Source organism: Chryseomicrobium aureum (assembly GCF_016909155.1).
Classification (GTDB): domain Bacteria; phylum Bacillota; class Bacilli; order Bacillales_A; family Planococcaceae; genus Chryseomicrobium; species Chryseomicrobium aureum.
This window is the reverse complement of record NZ_JAFBFG010000023.1, coordinates 1-19,705: the sequence shown is the minus strand read 5'-3', so window position 1 is coordinate 19,705 and position 19,705 is coordinate 1. Positions and strand designations below refer to the sequence as shown.

The 19,705-nt window shown below is 44.0% G+C and carries 25 protein-coding genes and 1 pseudogene; 22 read left to right on the top strand and 4 right to left on the bottom strand.

The features are described 5' to 3' along the window. Nucleotides 1-2 precede the first annotated feature (2 nt). The 4 genes from cydS (at nucleotide 3) to JOD03_RS12730 (ending at nucleotide 3,518) form a co-directional block, all read left to right on the top strand. On the top strand, nucleotides 3-110 hold the full coding sequence (gene cydS / locus JOD03_RS13940) for a cytochrome bd oxidase small subunit CydS family protein (protein WP_392455889.1): 108 nt from the start codon (nucleotides 3-5) through the stop codon (nucleotides 108-110). Between the two features lie 76 nt (nucleotides 111-186). Continuing rightward, nucleotides 187-1,539 (top strand): 23S rRNA (uracil(1939)-C(5))-methyltransferase RlmD, encoded by a 1,353-nt coding sequence (gene rlmD / locus JOD03_RS12740; protein WP_204591694.1) that lies wholly within the window; start codon nucleotides 187-189, stop codon nucleotides 1,537-1,539. Nucleotides 1,540-1,576: 37 nt separating this feature from the next. Further along, entirely contained in the window at nucleotides 1,577-2,539 is a 963-nt protein-coding gene (locus JOD03_RS12735) for a tRNA dihydrouridine synthase (protein ID WP_204591750.1), read from the top strand. 658 nt (nucleotides 2,540-3,197) lie between these two features. Further along, nucleotides 3,198-3,518 carry a hypothetical protein gene (locus JOD03_RS12730; RefSeq protein WP_204591693.1) on the top strand — a complete coding sequence of 107 codons (321 nt, stop codon included), beginning with the start codon at nucleotides 3,198-3,200 and terminating at the stop codon, nucleotides 3,516-3,518. A 697-nt stretch (nucleotides 3,519-4,215) separates the two neighbouring features. On the opposite strand, the gene JOD03_RS12725 is transcribed toward JOD03_RS12730, so the two are convergent. The 3 genes and pseudogenes from JOD03_RS12725 to JOD03_RS12715 form a co-directional block, all read right to left on the bottom strand. After that, complete coding sequence (locus tag JOD03_RS12725) at nucleotides 4,216-5,082, bottom strand: STAS domain-containing protein (protein WP_239584983.1); 867 nt, start codon at nucleotides 5,080-5,082, stop codon at nucleotides 4,216-4,218. 200 nt (nucleotides 5,083-5,282) lie between these two features. Beyond that, a pseudogene (locus JOD03_RS13935) lies at nucleotides 5,283-5,375 on the bottom strand (KGG domain-containing protein); the annotation flags it as partial. A 6-nt stretch (nucleotides 5,376-5,381) separates the two neighbouring features. Beyond that, nucleotides 5,382-6,809 (bottom strand): bifunctional metallophosphatase/5'-nucleotidase, encoded by a 1,428-nt coding sequence (locus JOD03_RS12715; RefSeq protein WP_204591690.1) that lies wholly within the window; start codon nucleotides 6,807-6,809, stop codon nucleotides 5,382-5,384. Nucleotides 6,810-6,978: 169 nt separating this feature from the next. Between JOD03_RS12715 and JOD03_RS12710 the strand changes: the two genes are divergently transcribed. From JOD03_RS12710 to JOD03_RS12635, 16 genes are all read left to right on the top strand, one after another. Next, nucleotides 6,979-7,635, top strand: a complete 657-nt coding sequence (locus JOD03_RS12710; RefSeq protein ID WP_204591688.1) for a hypothetical protein — start codon at nucleotides 6,979-6,981, stop codon at nucleotides 7,633-7,635. Further along, nucleotides 7,622-8,380, top strand: a complete 759-nt coding sequence (locus JOD03_RS12705) for a cytochrome c biogenesis CcdA family protein (protein WP_204591686.1) — start codon at nucleotides 7,622-7,624, stop codon at nucleotides 8,378-8,380. The genes JOD03_RS12710 and JOD03_RS12705 overlap by 14 nt, the downstream gene beginning before the upstream one ends. 18 nt (nucleotides 8,381-8,398) lie before the next feature. Further along, nucleotides 8,399-8,944 (top strand): redoxin domain-containing protein, encoded by a 546-nt coding sequence (locus tag JOD03_RS12700; protein WP_204591684.1) that lies wholly within the window; start codon nucleotides 8,399-8,401, stop codon nucleotides 8,942-8,944. Nucleotides 8,945-8,975: 31 nt separating this feature from the next. Next, nucleotides 8,976-9,659, top strand: coding sequence for a response regulator transcription factor (locus JOD03_RS12695; protein ID WP_204591682.1), 684 nt, complete (start codon nucleotides 8,976-8,978; stop codon nucleotides 9,657-9,659). After that, nucleotides 9,652-10,737 (top strand): sensor histidine kinase, encoded by a 1,086-nt coding sequence (locus tag JOD03_RS12690; RefSeq protein WP_204591680.1) that lies wholly within the window; start codon nucleotides 9,652-9,654, stop codon nucleotides 10,735-10,737. The genes JOD03_RS12695 and JOD03_RS12690 overlap by 8 nt, the downstream gene beginning before the upstream one ends. Before the next feature lie 217 nt (nucleotides 10,738-10,954). Continuing rightward, entirely contained in the window at nucleotides 10,955-11,338 is a 384-nt protein-coding gene (locus JOD03_RS12685) for a DUF302 domain-containing protein (RefSeq protein WP_204591679.1), read from the top strand. A gap of 70 nt (nucleotides 11,339-11,408) precedes the next feature. Further along, on the top strand, nucleotides 11,409-12,527 hold the full coding sequence (locus JOD03_RS12680) for an MBL fold metallo-hydrolase (RefSeq protein WP_204591678.1): 1,119 nt from the start codon (nucleotides 11,409-11,411) through the stop codon (nucleotides 12,525-12,527). 169 nt (nucleotides 12,528-12,696) lie between these two features. Beyond that, entirely contained in the window at nucleotides 12,697-12,957 is a 261-nt protein-coding gene (locus JOD03_RS12675; protein ID WP_204591677.1) for a metal-sensitive transcriptional regulator, read from the top strand. Between the two features lie 151 nt (nucleotides 12,958-13,108). Continuing rightward, entirely contained in the window at nucleotides 13,109-13,588 is a 480-nt protein-coding gene (locus tag JOD03_RS12670; RefSeq protein ID WP_204591676.1) for a DsrE/DsrF/DrsH-like family protein, read from the top strand. Between the two features lie 12 nt (nucleotides 13,589-13,600). Continuing rightward, nucleotides 13,601-13,966 (top strand): rhodanese-like domain-containing protein, encoded by a 366-nt coding sequence (locus JOD03_RS12665; protein ID WP_204591675.1) that lies wholly within the window; start codon nucleotides 13,601-13,603, stop codon nucleotides 13,964-13,966. Nucleotides 13,967-13,985: 19 nt separating this feature from the next. Beyond that, nucleotides 13,986-14,282, top strand: coding sequence for a rhodanese-like domain-containing protein (locus JOD03_RS12660; RefSeq protein ID WP_204591674.1), 297 nt, complete (start codon nucleotides 13,986-13,988; stop codon nucleotides 14,280-14,282). 54 nt (nucleotides 14,283-14,336) lie between these two features. Then, nucleotides 14,337-14,906 carry a sulfurtransferase TusA family protein gene (locus tag JOD03_RS12655; RefSeq protein ID WP_204591672.1) on the top strand — a complete coding sequence of 190 codons (570 nt, stop codon included), beginning with the start codon at nucleotides 14,337-14,339 and terminating at the stop codon, nucleotides 14,904-14,906. A gap of 37 nt (nucleotides 14,907-14,943) precedes the next feature. Beyond that, nucleotides 14,944-15,339, top strand: coding sequence for a DsrE/DsrF/DrsH-like family protein (locus JOD03_RS12650; protein ID WP_204591670.1), 396 nt, complete (start codon nucleotides 14,944-14,946; stop codon nucleotides 15,337-15,339). Nucleotides 15,340-15,383: 44 nt separating this feature from the next. Next, entirely contained in the window at nucleotides 15,384-16,511 is a 1,128-nt protein-coding gene (locus JOD03_RS12645) for an MBL fold metallo-hydrolase (RefSeq protein WP_204591668.1), read from the top strand. A 56-nt stretch (nucleotides 16,512-16,567) separates the two neighbouring features. Then, nucleotides 16,568-16,795, top strand: coding sequence for a sulfurtransferase TusA family protein (locus tag JOD03_RS12640; protein ID WP_204591666.1), 228 nt, complete (start codon nucleotides 16,568-16,570; stop codon nucleotides 16,793-16,795). A 58-nt stretch (nucleotides 16,796-16,853) separates the two neighbouring features. Further along, a complete protein-coding gene (locus JOD03_RS12635) occupies nucleotides 16,854-17,630 on the top strand; it encodes a sulfite exporter TauE/SafE family protein (protein WP_204591665.1) in 777 nt (258 codons plus the stop codon). A 101-nt stretch (nucleotides 17,631-17,731) separates the two neighbouring features. Here the strand turns inward: JOD03_RS12635 and JOD03_RS12630 are convergent, their stop codons facing one another. Next, nucleotides 17,732-18,019, bottom strand: coding sequence for a hypothetical protein (locus JOD03_RS12630; RefSeq protein WP_204591664.1), 288 nt, complete (start codon nucleotides 18,017-18,019; stop codon nucleotides 17,732-17,734). A gap of 157 nt (nucleotides 18,020-18,176) precedes the next feature. On the opposite strand from JOD03_RS12630, the gene JOD03_RS12625 reads away from it, so the two are divergent. Then, nucleotides 18,177-18,830, top strand: a complete 654-nt coding sequence (locus JOD03_RS12625; RefSeq protein WP_204591663.1) for an ArsR/SmtB family transcription factor — start codon at nucleotides 18,177-18,179, stop codon at nucleotides 18,828-18,830. 20 nt (nucleotides 18,831-18,850) lie between these two features. Continuing rightward, entirely contained in the window at nucleotides 18,851-19,579 is a 729-nt protein-coding gene (locus JOD03_RS12620) for an MBL fold metallo-hydrolase (protein WP_204591662.1), read from the top strand. Nucleotides 19,580-19,705: the final 126 nt, after the last annotated feature.

Here is a 19,705-nt window from a genome sequence, read left to right as displayed (position 1 = left end):
TCATGACAAACTTTTTTATCTTTTACGCTCCGTTCATTGTACTGTTTGGTGCCATCGCAGCGGTCTTCTGGTGGGCGCCTAAAGACGGAATCATTCGAAAAGAAAAGTAGAATCAGCTCCTGCCGCGGCAGGAGTTTTTTCATGCTATAATGAAGAAATCATGCAAAAAAGAACGGGGTTTAAAGAATGACTGTAAAGAAAAATGACCGTTTGACGGTTTTTGTAGAAGATTTAACACATGATGGCCAGGGCGTCGCAAAAGTCGATGGCTACCCTATATTTATTAAAGGCGCATTACCGGATGAAAAAGTTGAAGTTCATGTGGTGAAAGCATTGAAAAAATATGGTTTCGCAAAGCTTGTAGAAATTGTCGAGTCGTCTCCGTTCCGAGTAGCTGCTCCTTGTCCGGTGTTTGACTCGTGCGGTGGTTGTCAGTTGCAACACCTTAGCTACGAGGGACAACTGATGATGAAAGAGAAACAGGTGCGAAGTGCAATGGAGAGAATCGGCAAAGTGCATACAACCGTTCTTCCTGTTCTTGGTATGGACAATCCGTGGCGCTACCGAAATAAATCCCAGATTCCATTTGGTGTTGACGAAGGTCGCGTAGTGGCAGGATTTTATAAATCTGGCTCTCATGATATCGCCAACACACCGACGTGTTTGATTCAAAGTGAAGAAGCCGACCGCTTGATGCTCGCTTTAAAAGAACAGGCAGTAGAATTTGGTTTAGAGCCTTATGATGAGAAGACAGGTCGCGGCCAACTCCGTCACCTAGTCGTTCGTAAAGGTCGCACAAGTGGCGAGACGATGGTCGTGCTCGTGACGAAAACGAAAAAGATTTCACAACCTGAACGTTTGATTCACTTCATTCTTGAAGTGGAGCCGACAACAGTGTCGATCGTTCAAAACATCAATCCAACGCGTACAAATGTGATTTTTGGAGAAGAGACATTTGTTCACTGGGGAAAATCGCATATCGTCGATTCCATCGGAGATATTCAATTTGAAATATCTGCTCGCTCGTTCTATCAAATCAATCCGCTTCAGACAAACGTGCTCTACCAAAAAGCACTTGAAGTAGCAGGTCTGACAGGGAACGAAACGGTGATGGACGCGTATTGCGGAATTGGAACGATCTCGTTGTTCCTCGCACAACAAGCAAAACAAGTTCTGGGTGTCGAAATCGTACCACAAGCAGTGGAAGATGCCCGCCGCAATGCAGAACTGAATGGTTTTACAAACGCTGAGTTTGAAGTCGGAGCAGCAGAAGATGTGATTACGCAGTGGTATGAAGACGGAAAACTTCCAGATGTCGTCGTTGTCGATCCACCTCGAAAAGGGTTGGATGGTAAGTTGATTGACACACTGATTGAACATAAACCTCGCCGCATTGTGTATGTATCTTGTAACCCAGCAACGCTCGCTCGTGACTTGCGCCTGTTAGAAGATGGTGGTTACAAAGTGCACGAAGTACAGCCGGTGGATATGTTCCCACATACAACGCATGTCGAGTGCGTGACATATTTAACGATTTAGAAACAATGGTTTCATTTGTAGGAGGATTTACAACATGTTGAAAGAAAATTTTTGGCAGGAGTTGCCGCGTCCATTTTTTGTATTAGCGCCGATGGAAGATGTGACCGATGTTGTGTTTCGCCATGTCGTCGCGAAAGCAGGCCGTCCTGATGTGTTCTTTACAGAATTTACGAACTCCGATAGCTATTGCCACCCAGATGGTATCCAGAGCGTCCGTGGCCGTCTGACGTTCACAGAAGATGAACAGCCGATGGTCGCACACATTTGGGGAGACAATCCGGATTATTTCCGCCAAATGAGTATTGGAATGGCCGAGATGGGCTATAAAGGCATTGATATTAATATGGGGTGCCCCGTACCAAATGTCGCAACACGTGGAAAAGGAAGCGGTTTGATTCTTCGTCCAGATACCGCAGCTGAGCTAATTGAAGCTGCAAAAGCTGGAGGTCTTCCTGTTAGTGTGAAGACGCGTCTTGGTTATTCGGAGATTGAGGAGTGGAAAGAGTGGCTCGCGCATATTTTGAAGCAAGATATTGCCAACTTGTCGATTCATTTACGTACGCGGAAAGAGATGAGTCAAGTCGATGCGCACTGGGAGCTCATTCCGGAAATCAAAGCATTACGTGATGAGATTGCGCCGAACACGATGCTAACAATCAATGGAGACATTCCGGACCGTGCAAAAGGTCTTGAGCTTGCAGAGAAGTATGGGATTGATGGTGTCATGATCGGGCGCGGGATTTTCAAAAATCCATTTGCGTTCGAAAAAGAGCCACGGGAACATACAAGTCAAGAGTATCTCGACTTGCTTCGTTATCAGTTGGACTTGCAAGACAAGTACGCAGAGGAAGTGCCACGTTCGATTTCGGGATTGCATCGCTTCTTCAAAATTTATGTAAAAGGCTTCCGAGGTGCAGGAGAGTTGCGCAACCAGTTGATGTATACAAAATCGACGGCTGAAGTGCGACAAATTCTTGAAAACTTCGTACATCCGGAATAACTCGCTGCGCGCATAAATCAGTATCTTTTCTCAAACTTAGATTGAGAGAGGGTGCTGATTTTTTAGTGGAGCCGGGTGTTTAGTTTCCATAACATGACTCAGGGCACACAAATGAGTTTTGAGGACACAGAAACGCTCGCTCGGGTCACAAAACACGGTCCGCAGGTCACAAAACGGGCAACCAAGTCGTAAACCCCTAGCTGCCCAACCCCTTACTGTATATTGAATACTAAATTACTAATCCATACTTTCAATAAGGCTGTTGTTAAAGACAAAGTATCTAAATAATTCGAAATTACAATTTGATGTAACTGTAACCAATGGCGTTCGTAATAATGATATGAATAAGGTAAACGTTCGTAAATAATTATCTAATATTTACGGACGTGTATTTGAATTAGAAAGAGAAGTCTAATCGTTGGTCGTAAAAGTCTACTTTTACGAACGGTTTTATTTCCAGAATTACCTAGATATTAATTTAAATTTTAAGTATATTTGAATTATAAGTTCTAATTCTATACTTCAGATATAAGAATAGAAAAAGTCTCAATTAAATCTCTAAGAGAAATTTAGAACCAATACTAGTATGACCAAATATAACTTATGTGCATTTTCGACACTCGCAAAATGAAAATAGTTTTTTAAAAGGGGGATGACTGTGGGGAAAATTTTAAGGATGATTATCCTAATAAGCGTTGTAGCGTTAATGACAGCTTGTGGAGGTCCATATTCGTCTACTACTTCAATGTTAGTTGTGATTGAAAAAGGTCATTCTAATGATTCTGAAGAATACTGGATCAAAGCGTATGACCCAAACAATGAAACCCAAGAAGAAGCCTTTAAGATTGTTGTAAACGAGGTCATGGCGTGGAACTTGTTAGAGGAAGAAGTAAAGTATTTTGCAACTTATGGAAAAGAAGGGGACAATCCTATAACATTGACTCAAGTTGAGTATTCGAAAAAAAATAGTTTGGAGTAACACTTTGAGAGTAAATCAAAGATAACTTTAAAAATAATAAAAAGGATTAAAAAGCAAAAAAGAATTTATAGTATTTAGAACTGGGATTTTGAACAGAAACTAGTTTACATATCATGAGGTTATCGGAAGTGCTTTATGTAGTTAGAATATTAAAAAAAGGGAAGACGAGCAGCTAATAATTCGGCTGCTTGTCTTCCTTTTGGTTTTCATCATCCTGTTAAGCGATCAGAAATCTACTGGAGAATAAAGAGAGTTATAGATGATTTCTACAGCTTGCTGTATCGATTTATAGCATTCGACACTTCCCGTCTGCAGATAAGTTAATTCGAGTGTCTCTGTGTGCGGAACGCATTTGACCAGAATCTAGTCAATGTCGTCTTTGGCAAAAGTTTGGGTAATCCGGACATTGTTGTATTGACAGATGGTTTCCAGTAGCGCTTGTATATGTTCTTTATTCATTTGGCATTCTCTTTTCGCTTTGGAAAGTGACTAAGAAAAGCCTAGAGAATCTAAGGCTAGCCATTTAATTCCGGTATATCATGCCCTTTTCCTTTACCAATCAAAAGAGGAAAATGACTCAAGAATGAAATAAGCCCAGCAAACGGTCGATTGTTCCTCAAGCGCGTTTTACGAGATAATTAGGCTGAAAATCGACTTGATTCGACAACTGTTTTTTCAATCACTTGCTCGTGTCACTTCATCTTCCCTGAATCTCCAGGTTTTTCAGCTTCATGGCCTGTGCCAATGTGTTATAGACCTCAATCTCCCTAAAGTTGATGCCTAGCTGGATAGCGGTCTGTGCAATGTCCGGACTGATGCCCGCAAGTGCTGTTTTGACCCCGATGATTCGTAATCCATCGATGAGTTGGAAAATCTGATGAGCCACCATCGTGTCGATGATGGGAACTCCCGATAAATCAATGAATAACCGTTCGAGGTGATATTCGGTACTTTGCTGCAACGCTTTTTCAAACATGATCTGCGCCCGGTATGTACTGATTTCGCCGACCAATGGCAGCAACCCGGTGTCTTTGGTCAGCAGGATAACCGGCGCACTCATTTCAACGATTAATTCTTGCTGGGCGTTCAGTTTCTTTTCAGCCGCGATGGCCGTCTGGGTTGTGAATTCCAGCAGAAGGTCGTTGATGGTCGCCGTAATTCCTTGATTCCAGGCAATCAGCTGTTCCTTTGAGACGCGATCTCCTTGAATGGAAGCAAATTCTTCAACCAGCTGAAGGTATTGTTTCTGGGTCTGGAAAAAGTCTTGCAGCACGGCTGTCGTGGGTGTCGATAAGCGATCTTCATCTCTTGCGGTGCGGACAATCCAGTCCTGGAAATCTTCCAGGAACTCTTCGTATTCCTTGATGAACATCGAACAAAACCGGTTATGAAATTCAATGTTTTGCTGCTTCAGCTTTTCAATGATGTTTGGGTTTATGGAGCCATAGATGCCCCCTTGGTTTTTATCCAGTGATTCATACCATTGCTCGGTCAGCCCTGCGTTTCGCTCGCATAAAAAATCATGCAGCTCTTTATTGCGTAACATTGCATTCTTTCCCTTCATGTTAAGTATCTTCTGTTTGACAGTTGATTCGCATGCCATACAGAAACCAATGACAAATTCCTTATGAAATGACTTAGTTCTATACTATCTTATTGATTACGTGCATGTAAGCTTCCACATTTATAGAAAAAAGTAGAGCTTTATTTATGTGCTGCAAGGAAAGTGGGTAAAGAAACCTTCTCCCTTTTAAATGTCTTCTATTATGAATTGCCACCGTTGTTATTCCCACCGCTATTGCTGTTTTCTCCGCCTTTTGAACCGATTTCTTCGTAGAATTCCTTTTCGTGTTCGAAAAAACTTTATACCGTAACGACATCCGCGCCTTTTTTCATTTCGTAAGGGCCTTTTTCCTGAAGGAATGACCCGATGACATCAATCGCGTGGATGTTGCGGTACTGTTTCCTGTCTTCGTGCTTTTTGAACGTCTGGCTTCCGCCGCCGACAACCCGGTACCGTTTAGCAGGCTGCCAGTCTTCACCCACGATTGTCAGGCTTTGAATGCGGTGCCCTTTTGGATTATAAGGTTTATACGTCATTTTCAAGCCGCTCGATCGGAGGACATAGCCGCCTTTTTGTTCAAAGGGATCAGCGGAATGGACTGTTTCCAGGTTATTTTCCAGCGCATCCCACAACTCTTCCCCGGTAAGCTCCAGAGTGAACAGTTCGGGATTTGTTGGAATGATGGTATGCAAATCATAAAGGGTAAGCGGACCCGCATCCATGGGAGGGCCGTACCGCCAGCCGTGGGAAAAAGCAAGGTCGCTTTCGAAAGCGGCCAGGTACGCATCCGTTATCAGTTTGTCCATAGGCGCTTCTTCCAAAGTCATGCGGTGAAGGACCGTTTTCGTCCCCCCGGCCACCGTCTCTCTTTCTGTTGTATAAGCGGAGAGAATTTCTTCGACAAGCTCTTTAACTTCTTCATCTTCCCCGAACTGTTCATCGATGTCGACGAGCCTGTATTGAATGTCTGTTATTTTGCCGTTCTGGACTTCGACATCCAGATGCCCGATAAAAGAGGAGCTGGAACCGGCCTGCACGATACAAGTGCCATTCCGGACGATTGGTTTTGTCACCCGGTCATGGCTGTGTCCGGAAAGGACAATGTCTATGCCGCTCACCAGCGACACCAGTTGGGCATCCAGTGGAAGGCCCATATGGCTCAGCAGGACAATGACATCAGCCTTTTCCTTCAGTTCCGCGACGCATTGCCGCATTTCTTCAACCCCGGTTGAAAAACTTAATCCTTTTGAAAAATCAGGAGGCATGGTGATATCGACATACGGATAAGTCAAGCCAACCACTCCGACTTTTACTCCGTTCAACTCTTTGATGACATAAGGGATGAAAAAATTTGCCTTTGTATCCTCATCTTTCACATTGCAGGAAAGAGCAGGGAAAGGGAGTCTGTCTGTCAAATTCCGAAGCTGTTTTTTGCCGTACGCGTAATCCCAGTTTCCCGGTACGAAGCCGTCGATGTCCATCTTCTCCAGGAGCGGCAAAATCGCTTCCCCTTTACTGGCCACAAGGGGCAATGTCCCGTGGAACAGGTCTCCGCCATCAAAGAACAGGACATTTTCCTGTTCTTTTTTCAGGGTTTTGACGTACCGGCTGATTCTTGCCAATCCTCCCGCTTTTTTTAGCACCGGCCCTTCGGTGCTCCAATAGAGTTCATTGTGCAATTCCAGGCACCCATGTGTATCGTTTTGCTGGATCAGAGTGAATTTCATGCTTTTCCACCACTTTCAAAATATTTTGAACCACTTTTACTGTAAATGAAAACGGATTGACCGGCTAATCTTTGAACTTACGATTGAAATTATCTGGATTTTCATCAAATCTTCATATTCGACATGTAGAGTAGGACAGGAACGCAATACAGCAGAAGTGAGGGGAACCATGCAAACAGCTGCCATAATTTCCATTTCCATCAAGATCATCAGTGTCGTGTCAGGAATCGTCATTTTTTATCTCATAAGCGGCTTTGAAAAAGAGCGCAGGAAAAAACTGGCGGAAGAAGCCGTTTCTCAGATCATGAATTTTGTCCTGTTCATCTGGCTCGCCAAAATTTTATTGGACTTGCCTTTATTTTTAAGCGATCCGCTTGCGGTGCTTGCCTATCCAAGCGGATCGAATGCTTTTTACCTGGCCATCCTCTTCAGTGCGGGACTCATCGGTTATGGCATGAAAAAGGAGCGGATTGAGGGATGGGCGTTTATCCAAACCTTATTGTATATCCTGTTGCCGGCGGCGTTCTTTTACGAGTTCGCCGGATGGACCTGGAACAATGAGTCATCGGCACTTGAGAGCATTGTTCTGCATGCTGTTCTTTTGATGCTGTTCCTGGCTTTGAATGACAGGATATCCCCTGTTGCTGTCGGGAATGCCATCCTGTCGGGCTGGACAGCAGGAATGCTCCTGCTCCTGATGATTCAGCCGCATGTTTCCATGTTCGGCTATCTGATGGAACCGTGGTTTATCGTCATTCTTTTTGCAGCCGGGCAGTTTTTGATGTTTTTAACTTATAGAAGGAGTGTTATTGATGAGCACAATTGAACCGGATACGCTTTTGCTGGTAGGAATGTTCCTGGCTCTCGGAGCAGGGGCGATATCCTTTTTGTCACCATGCGTCCTGCCGTTATTTCCGGCATACCTGTCCTATATTACCGGCATCAGTGTGAAAGAACTGCAGGGAGACCGGGACAGGAAAATACAGGGCAGGCTGTTCAGCCATTCGCTGGTATTTCTTGCAGGCGTCTCTCTCGTATTTATCAGCCTGGGAGCTGGAGCATCCTTTTTCGGCCAATGGGTGCAGAATTTGCTGATGGGAGATTCCGGTCTTTTCATCCAGCGCATTGCCGGGATATTCATCGTAGTTATGGGACTGTTCATCGGCGGCTGGCTTAACCTCACCGGCTTGATGAAAGAACAGCGTTTTCAATTCAGCAGGCGGCCAAGCGGCTATGTTGGAACGTTCATCATCGGTCTGGGGTTCGCGGCTGGATGGACGCCGTGCATCGGACCTGTATTTGGTTCCATTCTGATACTGGCCGTCAGCAATCCGGGCCAGGGGATTTTTTATACAGTGATGTACGTCATCGGTTTTGCTTTGCCGTTCATTATTTTGACGTTCTTCATCGGTTCGACAAAATGGATTGTCCGCAAAAGCCAGATCATCATGAAAGCCGGCGGCATCGTCATGGTCGCGATGGGTCTTGTCCTGTTCTTCGGGCAGATGCCGGCCATAACCGGAGCCCTGCTGGATCTGATTCAGGATACGTGGCTTGCGAACTTAGGATAAAACAGGAGGTTGAAAACCATGAAAAAAATAGTATTGGGTGTTATCATAGCTGCAATGGTGGGCTGGGCTTTTTATGATATGGCCTTTTCGGGCAAAGAATCAGCTGAAGTGCAGGATGCTGAAGAGTCAGCAGAAACGGGGCTGATGATCGGGGATCTTGCACCGGATTTTGAATTGGTGACAATGGACGGGGAGACGGTGCGCTTATCCGATTACCGCGGCGAACGCGTCTTCGTGAATTTCTGGGCTACCTGGTGCCCGCCTTGCAGAGCAGAAATGCCGGATATGCAGAAGCTGTACGCAGAACAGGAAGTGCCGGTGGAAATATTGGCCGTCAATCTGACCAAAACTGAAGGCAACGAAGGAAATGTTGTGGATTTCATAGCGGATTACGGGCTGACTTTCCCCATTTTAATGGACCGGGAGTCGGAAGTCTCTGATAAATATAGAGTGCAGGCCTATCCCACCTCTTACTTGATCGATTCGAAAGGGCGCATCTCGTTTGTCGCACCGGGTGCCATGAACCATGACATCATGATCCGGGAAGTGAAGAACATGGACTGAGTTTTTATTAATTTTTTAAGAGGTGAAGTTGTTGAAACCTACTGTATTAGTCGTCGAAGATGATCCGATGATCCGCGAGCTTGTTTCCATTTATATGAGGAAAGAAGGTTATGAAGTAAAGGCGGCCGCAGACGGCGAAGAGGCGAAAGAAGCTTTTCTTGCGTTTCAGCCCTGTTTGGTCATTTTGGATCTCATGCTGCCGAAAATAAGCGGCGAGGAATTATGCGGGTGGTTCAGGAGCCAGAAACGGAACGAAGTCTCCATTATTATGCTTTCGGCAAAAGCGAAAACGAGTGACCGGATCAATGGATTAAAAATGGGGGCGGATGATTACATGATCAAGCCCTTTGATCCCGATGAACTGGTTGCCCATGTTGAAGCAGTGCTGCGCCGATCCGGTCAGTTCTGCCAAAAAATCACTTGCGCCGGCCTTTCCATCATGCCGAGAAAAGGGGAAGTGGAGTTATACGGCAAAACGCTGCCATTGACCAAGCATGAGTTCAATCTCCTTTTTCACTTCATGGACAATCCGAATATGGTGCTCAGCAGGGAAGATCTGATCCATCAATTGTATCCGTATAACGATAAGATGGTACTGGACCGGACCATAGATGCCCATATCAAAAATCTGCGGGAAAAAATCGAAGATGAGCCTTCTTCTCCGAAACGCATCCTGACAGTCAGAGGAATGGGGTATAAATTTATCCATGTTTGATTCCATCAAGTCATTTTGGCCGAAACAAATTCTTTGGCGGCTGACCTTTTTGAATATCCTCACCTTGACGGTCCTTGTCATCCTGAGCAGTTTCACGATTTATCATGCAGCCTGTGGATTGGTTGGCGGGATGGGAACAGATGCGTACAGGCAGGAGCAGTTCAGTGCAACCCTGTGGCAATATCTCTGGATTTTCAGTGTCTCGACCATCGTCCTGGGAAGCCTGATCCACTTTTATCTGACAAAAAAATTGATGCGCCCTTTAAAAACGTTAATCGAATCAACGAAAGTCATGAAAGAAGGGCATTATCCGGAAACCATTCAGAGCCGGTCCAAAGGCGAAGTGGCGGAATTGATTGTCCATTTCAACGAACTGATGCAGCAGCTGAAAACCAATGAACAATCAAGGCGGAAAATCGTGTCGGATCTGTCCCATGAATTCAGAACGCCGCTATCAAATTTAAACGGCTATATGAATGCTTTGAGCAATGGCGTCATTGCCGGCAATGTGGAACTGTTCAAATCGCTTCACGGTGAAGCGAAGCGGCTGACAGTGATGGTCGAGCAACTGGAAAAGTTGAAAGAATGGGATTTTGACGCTGTGCAGACATATGCCGAAACAAAGCCGGAAGAAATGGGCCGGCTGATCCGGCAAACGGCTGATATGTTTCACTGGCAGCTGCAGGAACAGGAGATTCCTGTCCGGATCGACGCTGAGCCTGGAAACGTGCGGGTTTGTAACGGCGGCATCCAGCAGGTGCTCAGCAATATCATCGAGAACGCCATTCTTTATTATGAAGGCGACAGTCCGATTCAGCTGATCGGGAGAATTGAAGAGGCGCATTACCGGGTGTCCATTATCAGTGAAGGACAGGAAATTCCGGAAACGGACAGTGAAAAAATATTTGAACGGTTCTACCGGACGGATCCTTCCCGGAACAGGGAGACCGGAGGAAGCGGCCTGGGACTGGCGATTTCAAAAGAAATCATTGAACGCCATAAAGGCGAAATAGGATTTGATCCATCGAATAACTGTTACACATTCTGGTTTACGGTGCCTCTTGATAAAGGGGTTTAACACTGCAGTGTCTGTGCAGAGAAAGGAGCAGTTATGAAAAATTCCTGGAATTCCTTGTGACCATCTCAAAAATTTGCGTTCCTGGCAGGAATCGCATTTCTGTTTTTCCTTATTTTCACTCAGTACTAACGGCTTAATTTGATAAAAAATGTTTTACACGGCTTAATGAGGGAAATTTATCAAAAGAATGAGTATTTAAAAGAGAGGAGCAATACAAATGTTTGATTATACAGTAGAAACAAGCAAGAGCAGGGACGAAGCAGTCCGTGATTTGGAAGCGAACCTGAAAGACGAGAAATTCGGGGTGCTTTGGAATTTCGATTTGACGGCGAAGCTTCAGGAAAAAGGAACTGATTTCAGCACGCCTTATACGATACTTGAAGTCTGCAACCCGCAGGAAGCAAACCGCGTGCTGTCGGAAGATTTAATGGTCGGCTATTTCCTGCCATGTAAAATTGTTGTCTATGAAGAAAAAGGCACTACGAAAATCGGCATGCCGAAACCAAGCGAGTTAATCCAGATGGTCAATAACGATTCGATCAAAGAAATCGCAGTGGATATTGAGAAGAGATTGATCGGCTGCATCGACAAGACAGTCTAAGCCAAAAATTTTTAGCATTTTATATACCCCGTGCGGTAATCAGAGAATTATTGGCAAGGAGGAATTGTATATGACAGTAAAATCCGTATCACCTAAGAAAGTGGCTCATCAGGTTTTTAAGAATGAACCGATTTATGTTTTGGATGTCCGCAGCAAAGAGGAATCGGAAGACTGGAAAATTGAAGGCGATCATGTTCAATTAATCAATATACCTTTCAAAGAGTTGAGTAATTCCGACTCGTCTGACTTGAAAGAGCTGCCGGAAAACCAGACGCTGTATACGGTTTGCGGAAAAGGAAATACTTCACAAAAAGCTGCAGCCTTTTTGCAGGAAAATGGTTTCGATAACGTGGTTTCGATTGAAGGCGGGATGGCTGCCTGGAGTGAACAGCTTGAAGCTGTCAAAATCGGCGAAGTGGCCGGCGGGGCGCTTTATCAGTTTGTGCGCCTGGGCAAAGGCTGCCTGTCTTATTTGATCGAATCCGACGGAGAGGCCGCAATCGTCGACGCCAGCCGAATGACAGAAACCTATGAAGAGTTTGCGCGTGAAAAAGGGTTGGAAATCACGCATGTAATCGATACGCATTTGCATGCCGATCACATTTCAGGGGGTAAAAAACTGGCGGACTCGGCAAATGCCACTTATTATTTGCCGCCGGACGATGCAGAAGAAGTCGTTTTTGCTTTTGAACCGGTAACCGACGGCATGGAACTGGAAGTTGGCAGCGCGGTAATAGAAGCTGTATACTCTCCGGGGCATACGATCGGCAGCACCACATTCGTTGTCGACAATAAATATCTGCTGACGGGTGACATTCTGTTTGTTGAATCCATCGGACGCCCGGACCTTGCCGGAAAAGTGGGAGATTGGGCGGGTGATCTGTACGAAACCCTGTACAGCCGCTACAAGAAATTAGCGGACGATCTGCTTGTGCTTCCAGCCCATTATGCGGACGTCAGTGAATTGAATGAAGACGGCAGTGTTTCCGAGAAATTGTCTATCCTTTATCAGAACAATGAAGGTCTGCAGATTAATGATGAAGAAAAGTTCATCAAACGGGTGACGGAAGGTCTGAAAGATCAGCCTAATGCTTACGAAGAAATTCGGCAGACGAATATGGGCAAGATCCATCCGCCGCTTGAAGAAGCGAAAGAAATGGAAACCGGTCCGAATAACTGTGCTGTATAATAGAAGAAAAGGATAATCCTTGACCGCGGAAATGTTTAGTCCTAAACTAGGCACAGGTCAACGGATTATCCGTTTTTAATCCTCAGTTCAATCACTTGAAATTATACCCTAAGGGGTATATAATAGGGTTATAGTATTAATAAAGAGTTCAACAAGGAGGCAAGCAAAGATGGAATACGATAAACAAGTCCAGAATCGCTTAAAGCGAATTGAAGGCCAGTTAAAAGGTGTGATCCGTATGGTAGATGAAAACGATGACTGCCGTGATGTCGTTACGCAATTGTCCGCTGTCAGAAGTGCAGTGGATCGCGCAATCGGCGTAATCGTCAGCGAAAACCTGGAGCAATGTGTACGTGAAAGCCTTGAAAAAGGGGAAAGCACAGATAATCTTGTAAAAGACGCAGTCAGTCTGCTTGTGAAAAGCCGATAAGAAAATTCGTCAAACGGAAGGGTTGACGAATTTTTTCTCAGATGTTAACATACCTCTGTAGGTATTTATTTTCTTGTCGCTTAAGCCGGTGAATTTTTTATTTTGACTTTTATATACCCGCTGGGGTATATTTGTAGGGGGAAACAAACAAATGGAACAGACAAAGACAACGAACATCATCTTATTCAGCGGAGATTATGACAAAGCGATGGCGGCTTACATCATTGCAAACGGGGCAGCTGCCTATGATCATAAAGTAACCATTTTCCACACCTTTTGGGGATTGAATGCACTGAGAAAAGACAATCCGCCGACAGTGAAGAAAACGTTCTTGGAACGGCAATTTGCCAAAATGATGCCACGCGGCGCAGACAAAATGGGCTTATCCAATATGAATATGGGCGGTATGGGCCCGAAAATGATCAAACAAGTCATCAACAAGCACAATGCTATGACGATGCCACAATTGATCGAGATGGCACAGGAACAGGAAATTAATCTGGTCGCATGTACGATGACCATGGATCTTCTTGGATTGAAACAGGAAGAATTGCTAGAAGATGTTACGTACGCAGGTGTAGCTGCTTATCTGGCGGATGCTGAAGACGGCAATGTAAACTTGTTCATCTAATAGAGGGAAAACATGGATACTTGGTTAATCGTTTTAATCGGAGCAGTAATCGTATTTATCGGTTACCGCGCCATGTCGACGGCAAAAGGTGCAAAATCCATTTCCACTGACGAGCTGAAATCTCAATTGAAGAAAAAAGATAAACAATTCATTGATGTACGGACGCCTGGAGAGTTTAAGGCAAACCGCATCAAGGAATTCAAGAACATTCCATTGAATGAATTGCCTGGGCGAGTAAGTGAACTCGACGCAAACAAAGAAACCTATGTTATTTGCCAAAGCGGTAAGCGAAGCAGCAAAGCTGCTTCAATCCTTAACAAAAATGGTTTTACCGATGTAATCAATGTAAAAGGCGGCATGGGAAGCTACCGCGCCTAATTTTAAGGAGGAATAACGAATGAAAACAATGACTGCGCAAGAAGTACAAGAATATATGAATAACAATAAAGATGTTTCAATCATTGATGTACGGGAAACTGAAGAAGTGAAAGCTGGTAAAATTCCAGGTGCAGTAAATATTCCTTTAGGGCTTATCGAGTTCCGTTTGCAGGATATTGATAAATCGAAAGAACACATCATGGTATGCCGTTCAGGAAGCCGTAGCGGAATGGCATCAGAACTGCTTGCAGCTAAAGGCTACAACGTTATCAATATGCAAGGCGGCATGCTGGACTGGGACGGACCGACTGAATAAGTAAATTTTTTTAAATGAAAATATACCCCATAGGGTAAATTGGGAGGAATTTTGATGATACAAACAGATAAATTACTGGATGCAAAAGGGCTTGCTTGCCCGATGCCGATCGTGCGCACGAAAAAAGCGATGAATGAGATGGAACCCGGACAGGTCATCGAAGTGCAGGCAACAGATAAAGGATCGCTTGCTGATCTGAAAGCCTGGGCAAAAAGCAGCGGCAACCAATATCTTGGTTCATCCGAGGAAGGCGATGTGCTGAAGCATTATTTGCGCAAAGCGGACCAGTCGGAAGAAAAAGAGGAAATCCGTTTCCCGCATACCGTAACGAACGCTGAATTGAAACAGGAGTTAAATCGTGAGGATGTCATCGTACTCGATGTCCGCGAACCGGCGGAATATGCATTTGGCCACATCGAAGGCGCAGTTTCCATTCCGCTTGGCGAACTGGAAAAACGCAGTGGAGAACTTGACGCAGAAAAAGAAGTGATCGTCATCTGCCGCACCGGCAACCGCAGTGATTTCGCAGCGAAACAATTGGCTGACAAAGGATTCACACGTGTAAAAAATGCTGTCGAAGGCATGACGCAGTGGGACGGCGCAACTGAACAAAACAACGCGTAAGCAATTTTAAAATACAAATTACCGGGAGGAATTCCAAGTGGCAGGAAAAACAGCAATTATCGCATCAAACGGAACATTATTCGATGCTTATAAAGTATATAATATCGCAACAGCAGCAGCGGCAAGTGATCACGAAGTGGCCATCTTCTTTACATTCGAAGGATTGAACTTGATCAATAAAGAAGCATATGGCCAATTGCCGCTTCCTGAAGGCAAGGAACAGATTGCTGAAGGATTCGCAAAAGGAAATGTACCGGCAATCCCGGAACTGGTTGAAATGGCGCAGGAACTTAACGTGAAATTCATCGGCTGCCAAATGACAATGGATTTATTCGGCCTTGAGAAAGAAGCTTTCGTCGATGGCATTGATGTTGGCGGAGCGGTCACATTCCTTGAATTCGCAAAAGACGCAGACGTTACATTAACATTTTAATCTCGTAAAAACTCAACGAGAATATACGGATGGAGGTATTTAAATTGACTGTAAAAGCAATGACCGCAAAAGAAGTAGCACGTAAAGTAATCGATAACCAGCCTTTATTTATCCTTGATGTACGCAACGGCGACGCTTTCGCCGACTGGAAAATCGAAGGCGGTAACATTCAGTATCTGAATACACCTTATTTTGATTTATTGGACGGTGTCGAAGAAGTGGTTTCAGAACTTCCGAAAGACAGAGACATTCTTGTCGTTTGCGCGAAAGAAGGATCTTCTGTGATGGTAGCTGAAATGCTGGATGAAGAAGGCGTCGACGCGGCGTACCTTGAAGGCGGCATGAAAGCGTGGAGTGAACACCTGGAACCAGTGAAAGTCGGCGATTTGAAAAATGGCGGGGAATTGTATCAATTTGTTCGCATCGGAAAAGGCTGCCTTTCTTACATGGCCATCTCAGACGGTGAAGCCGCTATTATCGATGCAACACGCATGACTGATATCTTCTTGGATTTCGCGCAGGAAAAAGGTGCTAAGATCAAGCACGTATTCGATACACACTTGCACGCAGACCACATTTCCGGAGGACGCCAAATCGCTGAAGCAACAGGCGCAACGTATTACCTGCCGCCGGCTGACGCTGAAGAAGTGGTATTCGATTATGCGGAATTGGTCAATGGCCTTGAAGTGGCATTAGGCGAATCAAAAATTGAAATTGAAGCATTATACTCGCCGGGGCATACAATCGGTTCGACATCATTTATCGTAGATGATCAGTACTTGATGACAGGCGATATCCTGTTCATCGATTCCATCGGACGTCCTGACCTTGCAGGCCTTGCAGAAGATTGGGTCGGCGACCTGCGTGAATCGCTTTACAGCCGTTATGCAGAATTGGCGGATGAGCTGATTGTTTTACCGGCTCACTTCATGATCATGGAGGAGCTGAACACGGACGGAAGCGTCGCAAAAAAACTAAGCGACCTTTTCAAAGAAAACCACGGATTGAATATCGAAGATGAGCAGGAGTTCCGCGACATGGTAACGAAAAACCTGCCGCCGCAGCCGAATGCTTATGAGGACATCCGTAAGACCAATATGGGCAAAATCACGCCTGACGAAGAAGTTCAGCGTGAAATGGAAATTGGACCAAACCGTTGTGCGGTTCGGTAAGTAAAAGATATTTTTATTGAAATTAAAACAATACAAACCCAAAAGGAGAGATTTTGTTGAACGCAGATAAAGTATTAGATGCAAAAGGCCTGGCATGCCCAATGCCGATCGTGAAAACAAGAAAAGAAATGAAAGAGCTTGAATCCGGACAGATCCTGGAAATTCTTGCGACAGATAAAGGTGCAAAAGCTGATATGACTGCATGGGCAAAATCAGGCGGCCATGAATTGTTGGATACACAAGAAGAAGACGGCGTCCTTAAATTCTGGATCAAGAAAGGCTAAGAGTTGTAAAAGGGTATCGCCATGATACCCTTTTCGCTTTTGGAAGAGGTGACAAAAGATGAGTTTTGATTTTATTATCATCATATTCCTGATCGGCTTCATCGGTTCCTTCATCTCCGGAATGGTCGGAATCGGTGGCTCGATCATCAAATACCCGATGCTGCTTTATATTCCGGTCATACTCGGCTATACGGCATTCAGCGCTCATGAAGTATCCGGCATCAGTGCCATTCAGGTGTTCTTCGCCACCATCGCAGGTGTATGGGCCTACCGCGGCAGCGGCTATCTGAATAAAACACTGATCGCTTATATGGGCGGTGCCATCCTGGTCGGCAGTTTTATCGGGGGCTACGGTTCGACGCTGATGTCAGAACAGGCGATCAACATCGTCTATGCTATTTTGGCAACAATCGCTGTAGTTATGATGTTCCTTCCAAAAAAAGGAGTCGACGATATTCCGACCGACCAAGTGACATTCAATAAATGGCTGGCTGCCGGACTGGCGTTCATCGTCGGGATTGCGGCAGGTATTGTCGGTGCAGCAGGTGCCTTTATCCTTGTGCCAATTATGCTGGTCGTCTTGAAGATTCCAACGCGGATGACCATTGCGACTTCACTGGCGATTACGTTCATTTCGTCAATCGGTTCGACAGTTGGAAAAATTGTTACTGATCAGATTCTTTACGGTCCCGCAGCGGTCATGATCGTCGCTAGTATTTTGGCAGCCCCGCTTGGTGCCAAGCTGGGTCAAAAGATGAATACGAAATATCTCCAATGGATTTTAGCGCTGTTGATTTTAGGGACAGCCATCAAAATCTGGACAGAGATCTTGTAAAAAAAATCATAAATTGGACACAGCAAGGAGGCAGCTAGTCGCTGCTTCCTTTTTATTGTCTTGCAATACTCAGAAAGAAGAGGTCAGAAATAAGATTGGGCTTATTCAAACAGGGTATTAGCAATATAGAACTTAAAAATGGTTTCTTTAACCTTTTTAATAGGGGTACCGTCAGGAAAATGCGGATTTACAACGTTAAGCAAAAGTATAGAAAAAATCGGTTCCTTACAACGTTTAGGAACCGATTTTTTCATTTGGCTTGTTAATGTTCCATATCCACAACTAATATCGAAGTAGTTTTCAATGTCGGTCGTTAATTCCAATGTTTGCAACATGAAAATTTGGTCAAATAAATTACTCCACATTCCCTGATTAGGTAAATCAGACACTCTATACCTCATTTTTTTCTCCTCTTTGTGAATAATAAAATATATCTAATTTTTATCACCTGTATTCTTCAATTTAGCGAACCACTTTACAAATCAAATTATATATTGTACAATTCAACTATTCAATCAATTAGTTGAATAGATTAGAGGTGATGATTTGGAGTCTAGAGAATTTAAAGACCTTGTATACAGTCAATTCACTCGAATTAGTAAAGCTCTCTCTAGTCCAAAGCGCTTTGAGTTATTAGATTATTTATCTCAAGGACCCAAAACAGTGGAGCGATTATCTAAAGAAGCAAAAATGTCTGTAGCCAATACGTCAAAACATCTTCAGTCACTGCTAGAAGCTAAATTAGTTAAATTTAGCAAGGACAAAAACTTTGTCTACTACTCTTTAGCAGATGATAACGTAGTCAAACTTTTGCGTTCAGTTAAAAATTTAGCTGAAATGCAGTTTAGCGATATTACACACGTAAGAAAAGACTATATAGAAAGAAATGAAAAGATTAAAATAGTGCAACTTAAAGATATGTTGGAAGAAATACAAAATGGTGAGGCTGTTCTAATCGATGTTAGACCAGAAGATGAATATAAAAGCCAACATATTACGGGAGCACTATCGATGCCTGTTCTAGACTTGGAAGAACATATTTCTTCTCTTCCAAAAAATAAAAAAATCATTGCTTATTGTCGCGGACCATATTGTGCTTTTGCCACACAAGCTGTTGAAACATTAAACTCCCTTGGATACGAAGCTTATCGTATGGAAGAAGGTGTTCATGAGTGGAAACAAGCTGAATATATTCATTAATTTTAAGGAGGAATTTAAAAATGTTATTTCGCCAATATTTACACACTAATCCAGTAGCAGCATCATATTTCTTTGGTTGTGGAAGCCAATCTCAAGGGGTAGTAGTAGACCCACTAGAAGATGAAGTTGATTTTTATGTAAAGGAAGCTCAAGATTTAGGCATGAATATTGTTTATGTTATTGATACACACCTTCATGCTGACCATGTATCAGGTGCAAGAAAATTAGCTGAAAAAACAGGTGCAAAATATGTCCTTCATTCTTCAGCGGATACAAGTTATGAATTTACTCCTGTTGAAGATGGGGATGAACTATTAGCAGGAAATACACTACTAAAATTCTTGCATACGCCGGGTCATACGCCAGAACACATTTCTATCGTTGTTTCGGATAAACGTAGAGCAGATGAACCTTGGTTTGTCTTAACAGGACACACATTAATGGTTGGAGATGCAGGTAGAACTGAATTGGCTGTGTCTGTTGAAGAAGGAGCAAAAGATTTGTATCAAAGCATACAAAAAATTACTCAATTAGAAGACCATATTGAATTGTTTCCGGGAGCATTTTCAGGCTCAGTTTGCGGACGTGGTTTAAGTGGTAAGCCTTCTTCAACCGTTGGATTTGAAAAACGTCACAATGAAGCATTGAAATTCGATAACGAGAAGGAATTTGTTGATTTTATGACATCTAACGTACCACCACAGCCAGAAGGTTTTAAAGAGATGAGAAAAACTAATCAAGGAAAATAATAATGTGGAGAACCTCTTTTTTGGTTCTCCCTTTTTTGTAATCTGAATACCCCCTGCAATGCAGGGGGTTCCTGAGAGCTTTCAGCTATGGACAAAAAAATCCCCTCATCATACGATATTTTCAGG

What these genes read in the sequence shown, in the direction of transcription:
- JOD03_RS12660 (WP_204591674.1), top strand. Translation starts at nt 13,986, where the DNA reads ATGAAAACAATGACTGCGCAAGAAGTACAAGAATATATGAATAACAAT.
- JOD03_RS12710 (WP_204591688.1), top strand. Translation starts at nt 6,979, where the DNA reads ATGCAAACAGCTGCCATAATTTCCATTTCCATCAAGATCATCAGTGTC.
- JOD03_RS12635 (WP_204591665.1), top strand. Translation starts at nt 16,854, where the DNA reads ATGAGTTTTGATTTTATTATCATCATATTCCTGATCGGCTTCATCGGT.
- JOD03_RS12620 (WP_204591662.1), top strand. Translation starts at nt 18,851, where the DNA reads ATGTTATTTCGCCAATATTTACACACTAATCCAGTAGCAGCATCATAT.
- JOD03_RS12670 (WP_204591676.1), top strand. Translation starts at nt 13,109, where the DNA reads ATGGAACAGACAAAGACAACGAACATCATCTTATTCAGCGGAGATTAT.
- JOD03_RS12725 (WP_239584983.1), bottom strand. Translation starts at nt 5,082, where the DNA reads ATGAAGGGAAAGAATGCAATGTTACGCAATAAAGAGCTGCATGATTTT.
- JOD03_RS12700 (WP_204591684.1), top strand. Translation starts at nt 8,399, where the DNA reads ATGAAAAAAATAGTATTGGGTGTTATCATAGCTGCAATGGTGGGCTGG.
- JOD03_RS12655 (WP_204591672.1), top strand. Translation starts at nt 14,337, where the DNA reads ATGATACAAACAGATAAATTACTGGATGCAAAAGGGCTTGCTTGCCCG.
- JOD03_RS12690 (WP_204591680.1), top strand. Translation starts at nt 9,652, where the DNA reads ATGTTTGATTCCATCAAGTCATTTTGGCCGAAACAAATTCTTTGGCGG.
- rlmD (WP_204591694.1), top strand. Translation starts at nt 187, where the DNA reads ATGACTGTAAAGAAAAATGACCGTTTGACGGTTTTTGTAGAAGATTTA.
- JOD03_RS12685 (WP_204591679.1), top strand. Translation starts at nt 10,955, where the DNA reads ATGTTTGATTATACAGTAGAAACAAGCAAGAGCAGGGACGAAGCAGTC.
- JOD03_RS12715 (WP_204591690.1), bottom strand. Translation starts at nt 6,809, where the DNA reads ATGAAATTCACTCTGATCCAGCAAAACGATACACATGGGTGCCTGGAA.
- JOD03_RS12665 (WP_204591675.1), top strand. Translation starts at nt 13,601, where the DNA reads ATGGATACTTGGTTAATCGTTTTAATCGGAGCAGTAATCGTATTTATC.
- JOD03_RS12680 (WP_204591678.1), top strand. Translation starts at nt 11,409, where the DNA reads ATGACAGTAAAATCCGTATCACCTAAGAAAGTGGCTCATCAGGTTTTT.
- JOD03_RS12705 (WP_204591686.1), top strand. Translation starts at nt 7,622, where the DNA reads ATGAGCACAATTGAACCGGATACGCTTTTGCTGGTAGGAATGTTCCTG.
- JOD03_RS12675 (WP_204591677.1), top strand. Translation starts at nt 12,697, where the DNA reads ATGGAATACGATAAACAAGTCCAGAATCGCTTAAAGCGAATTGAAGGC.
- cydS (WP_392455889.1), top strand. Translation starts at nt 3, where the DNA reads ATGACAAACTTTTTTATCTTTTACGCTCCGTTCATTGTACTGTTTGGT.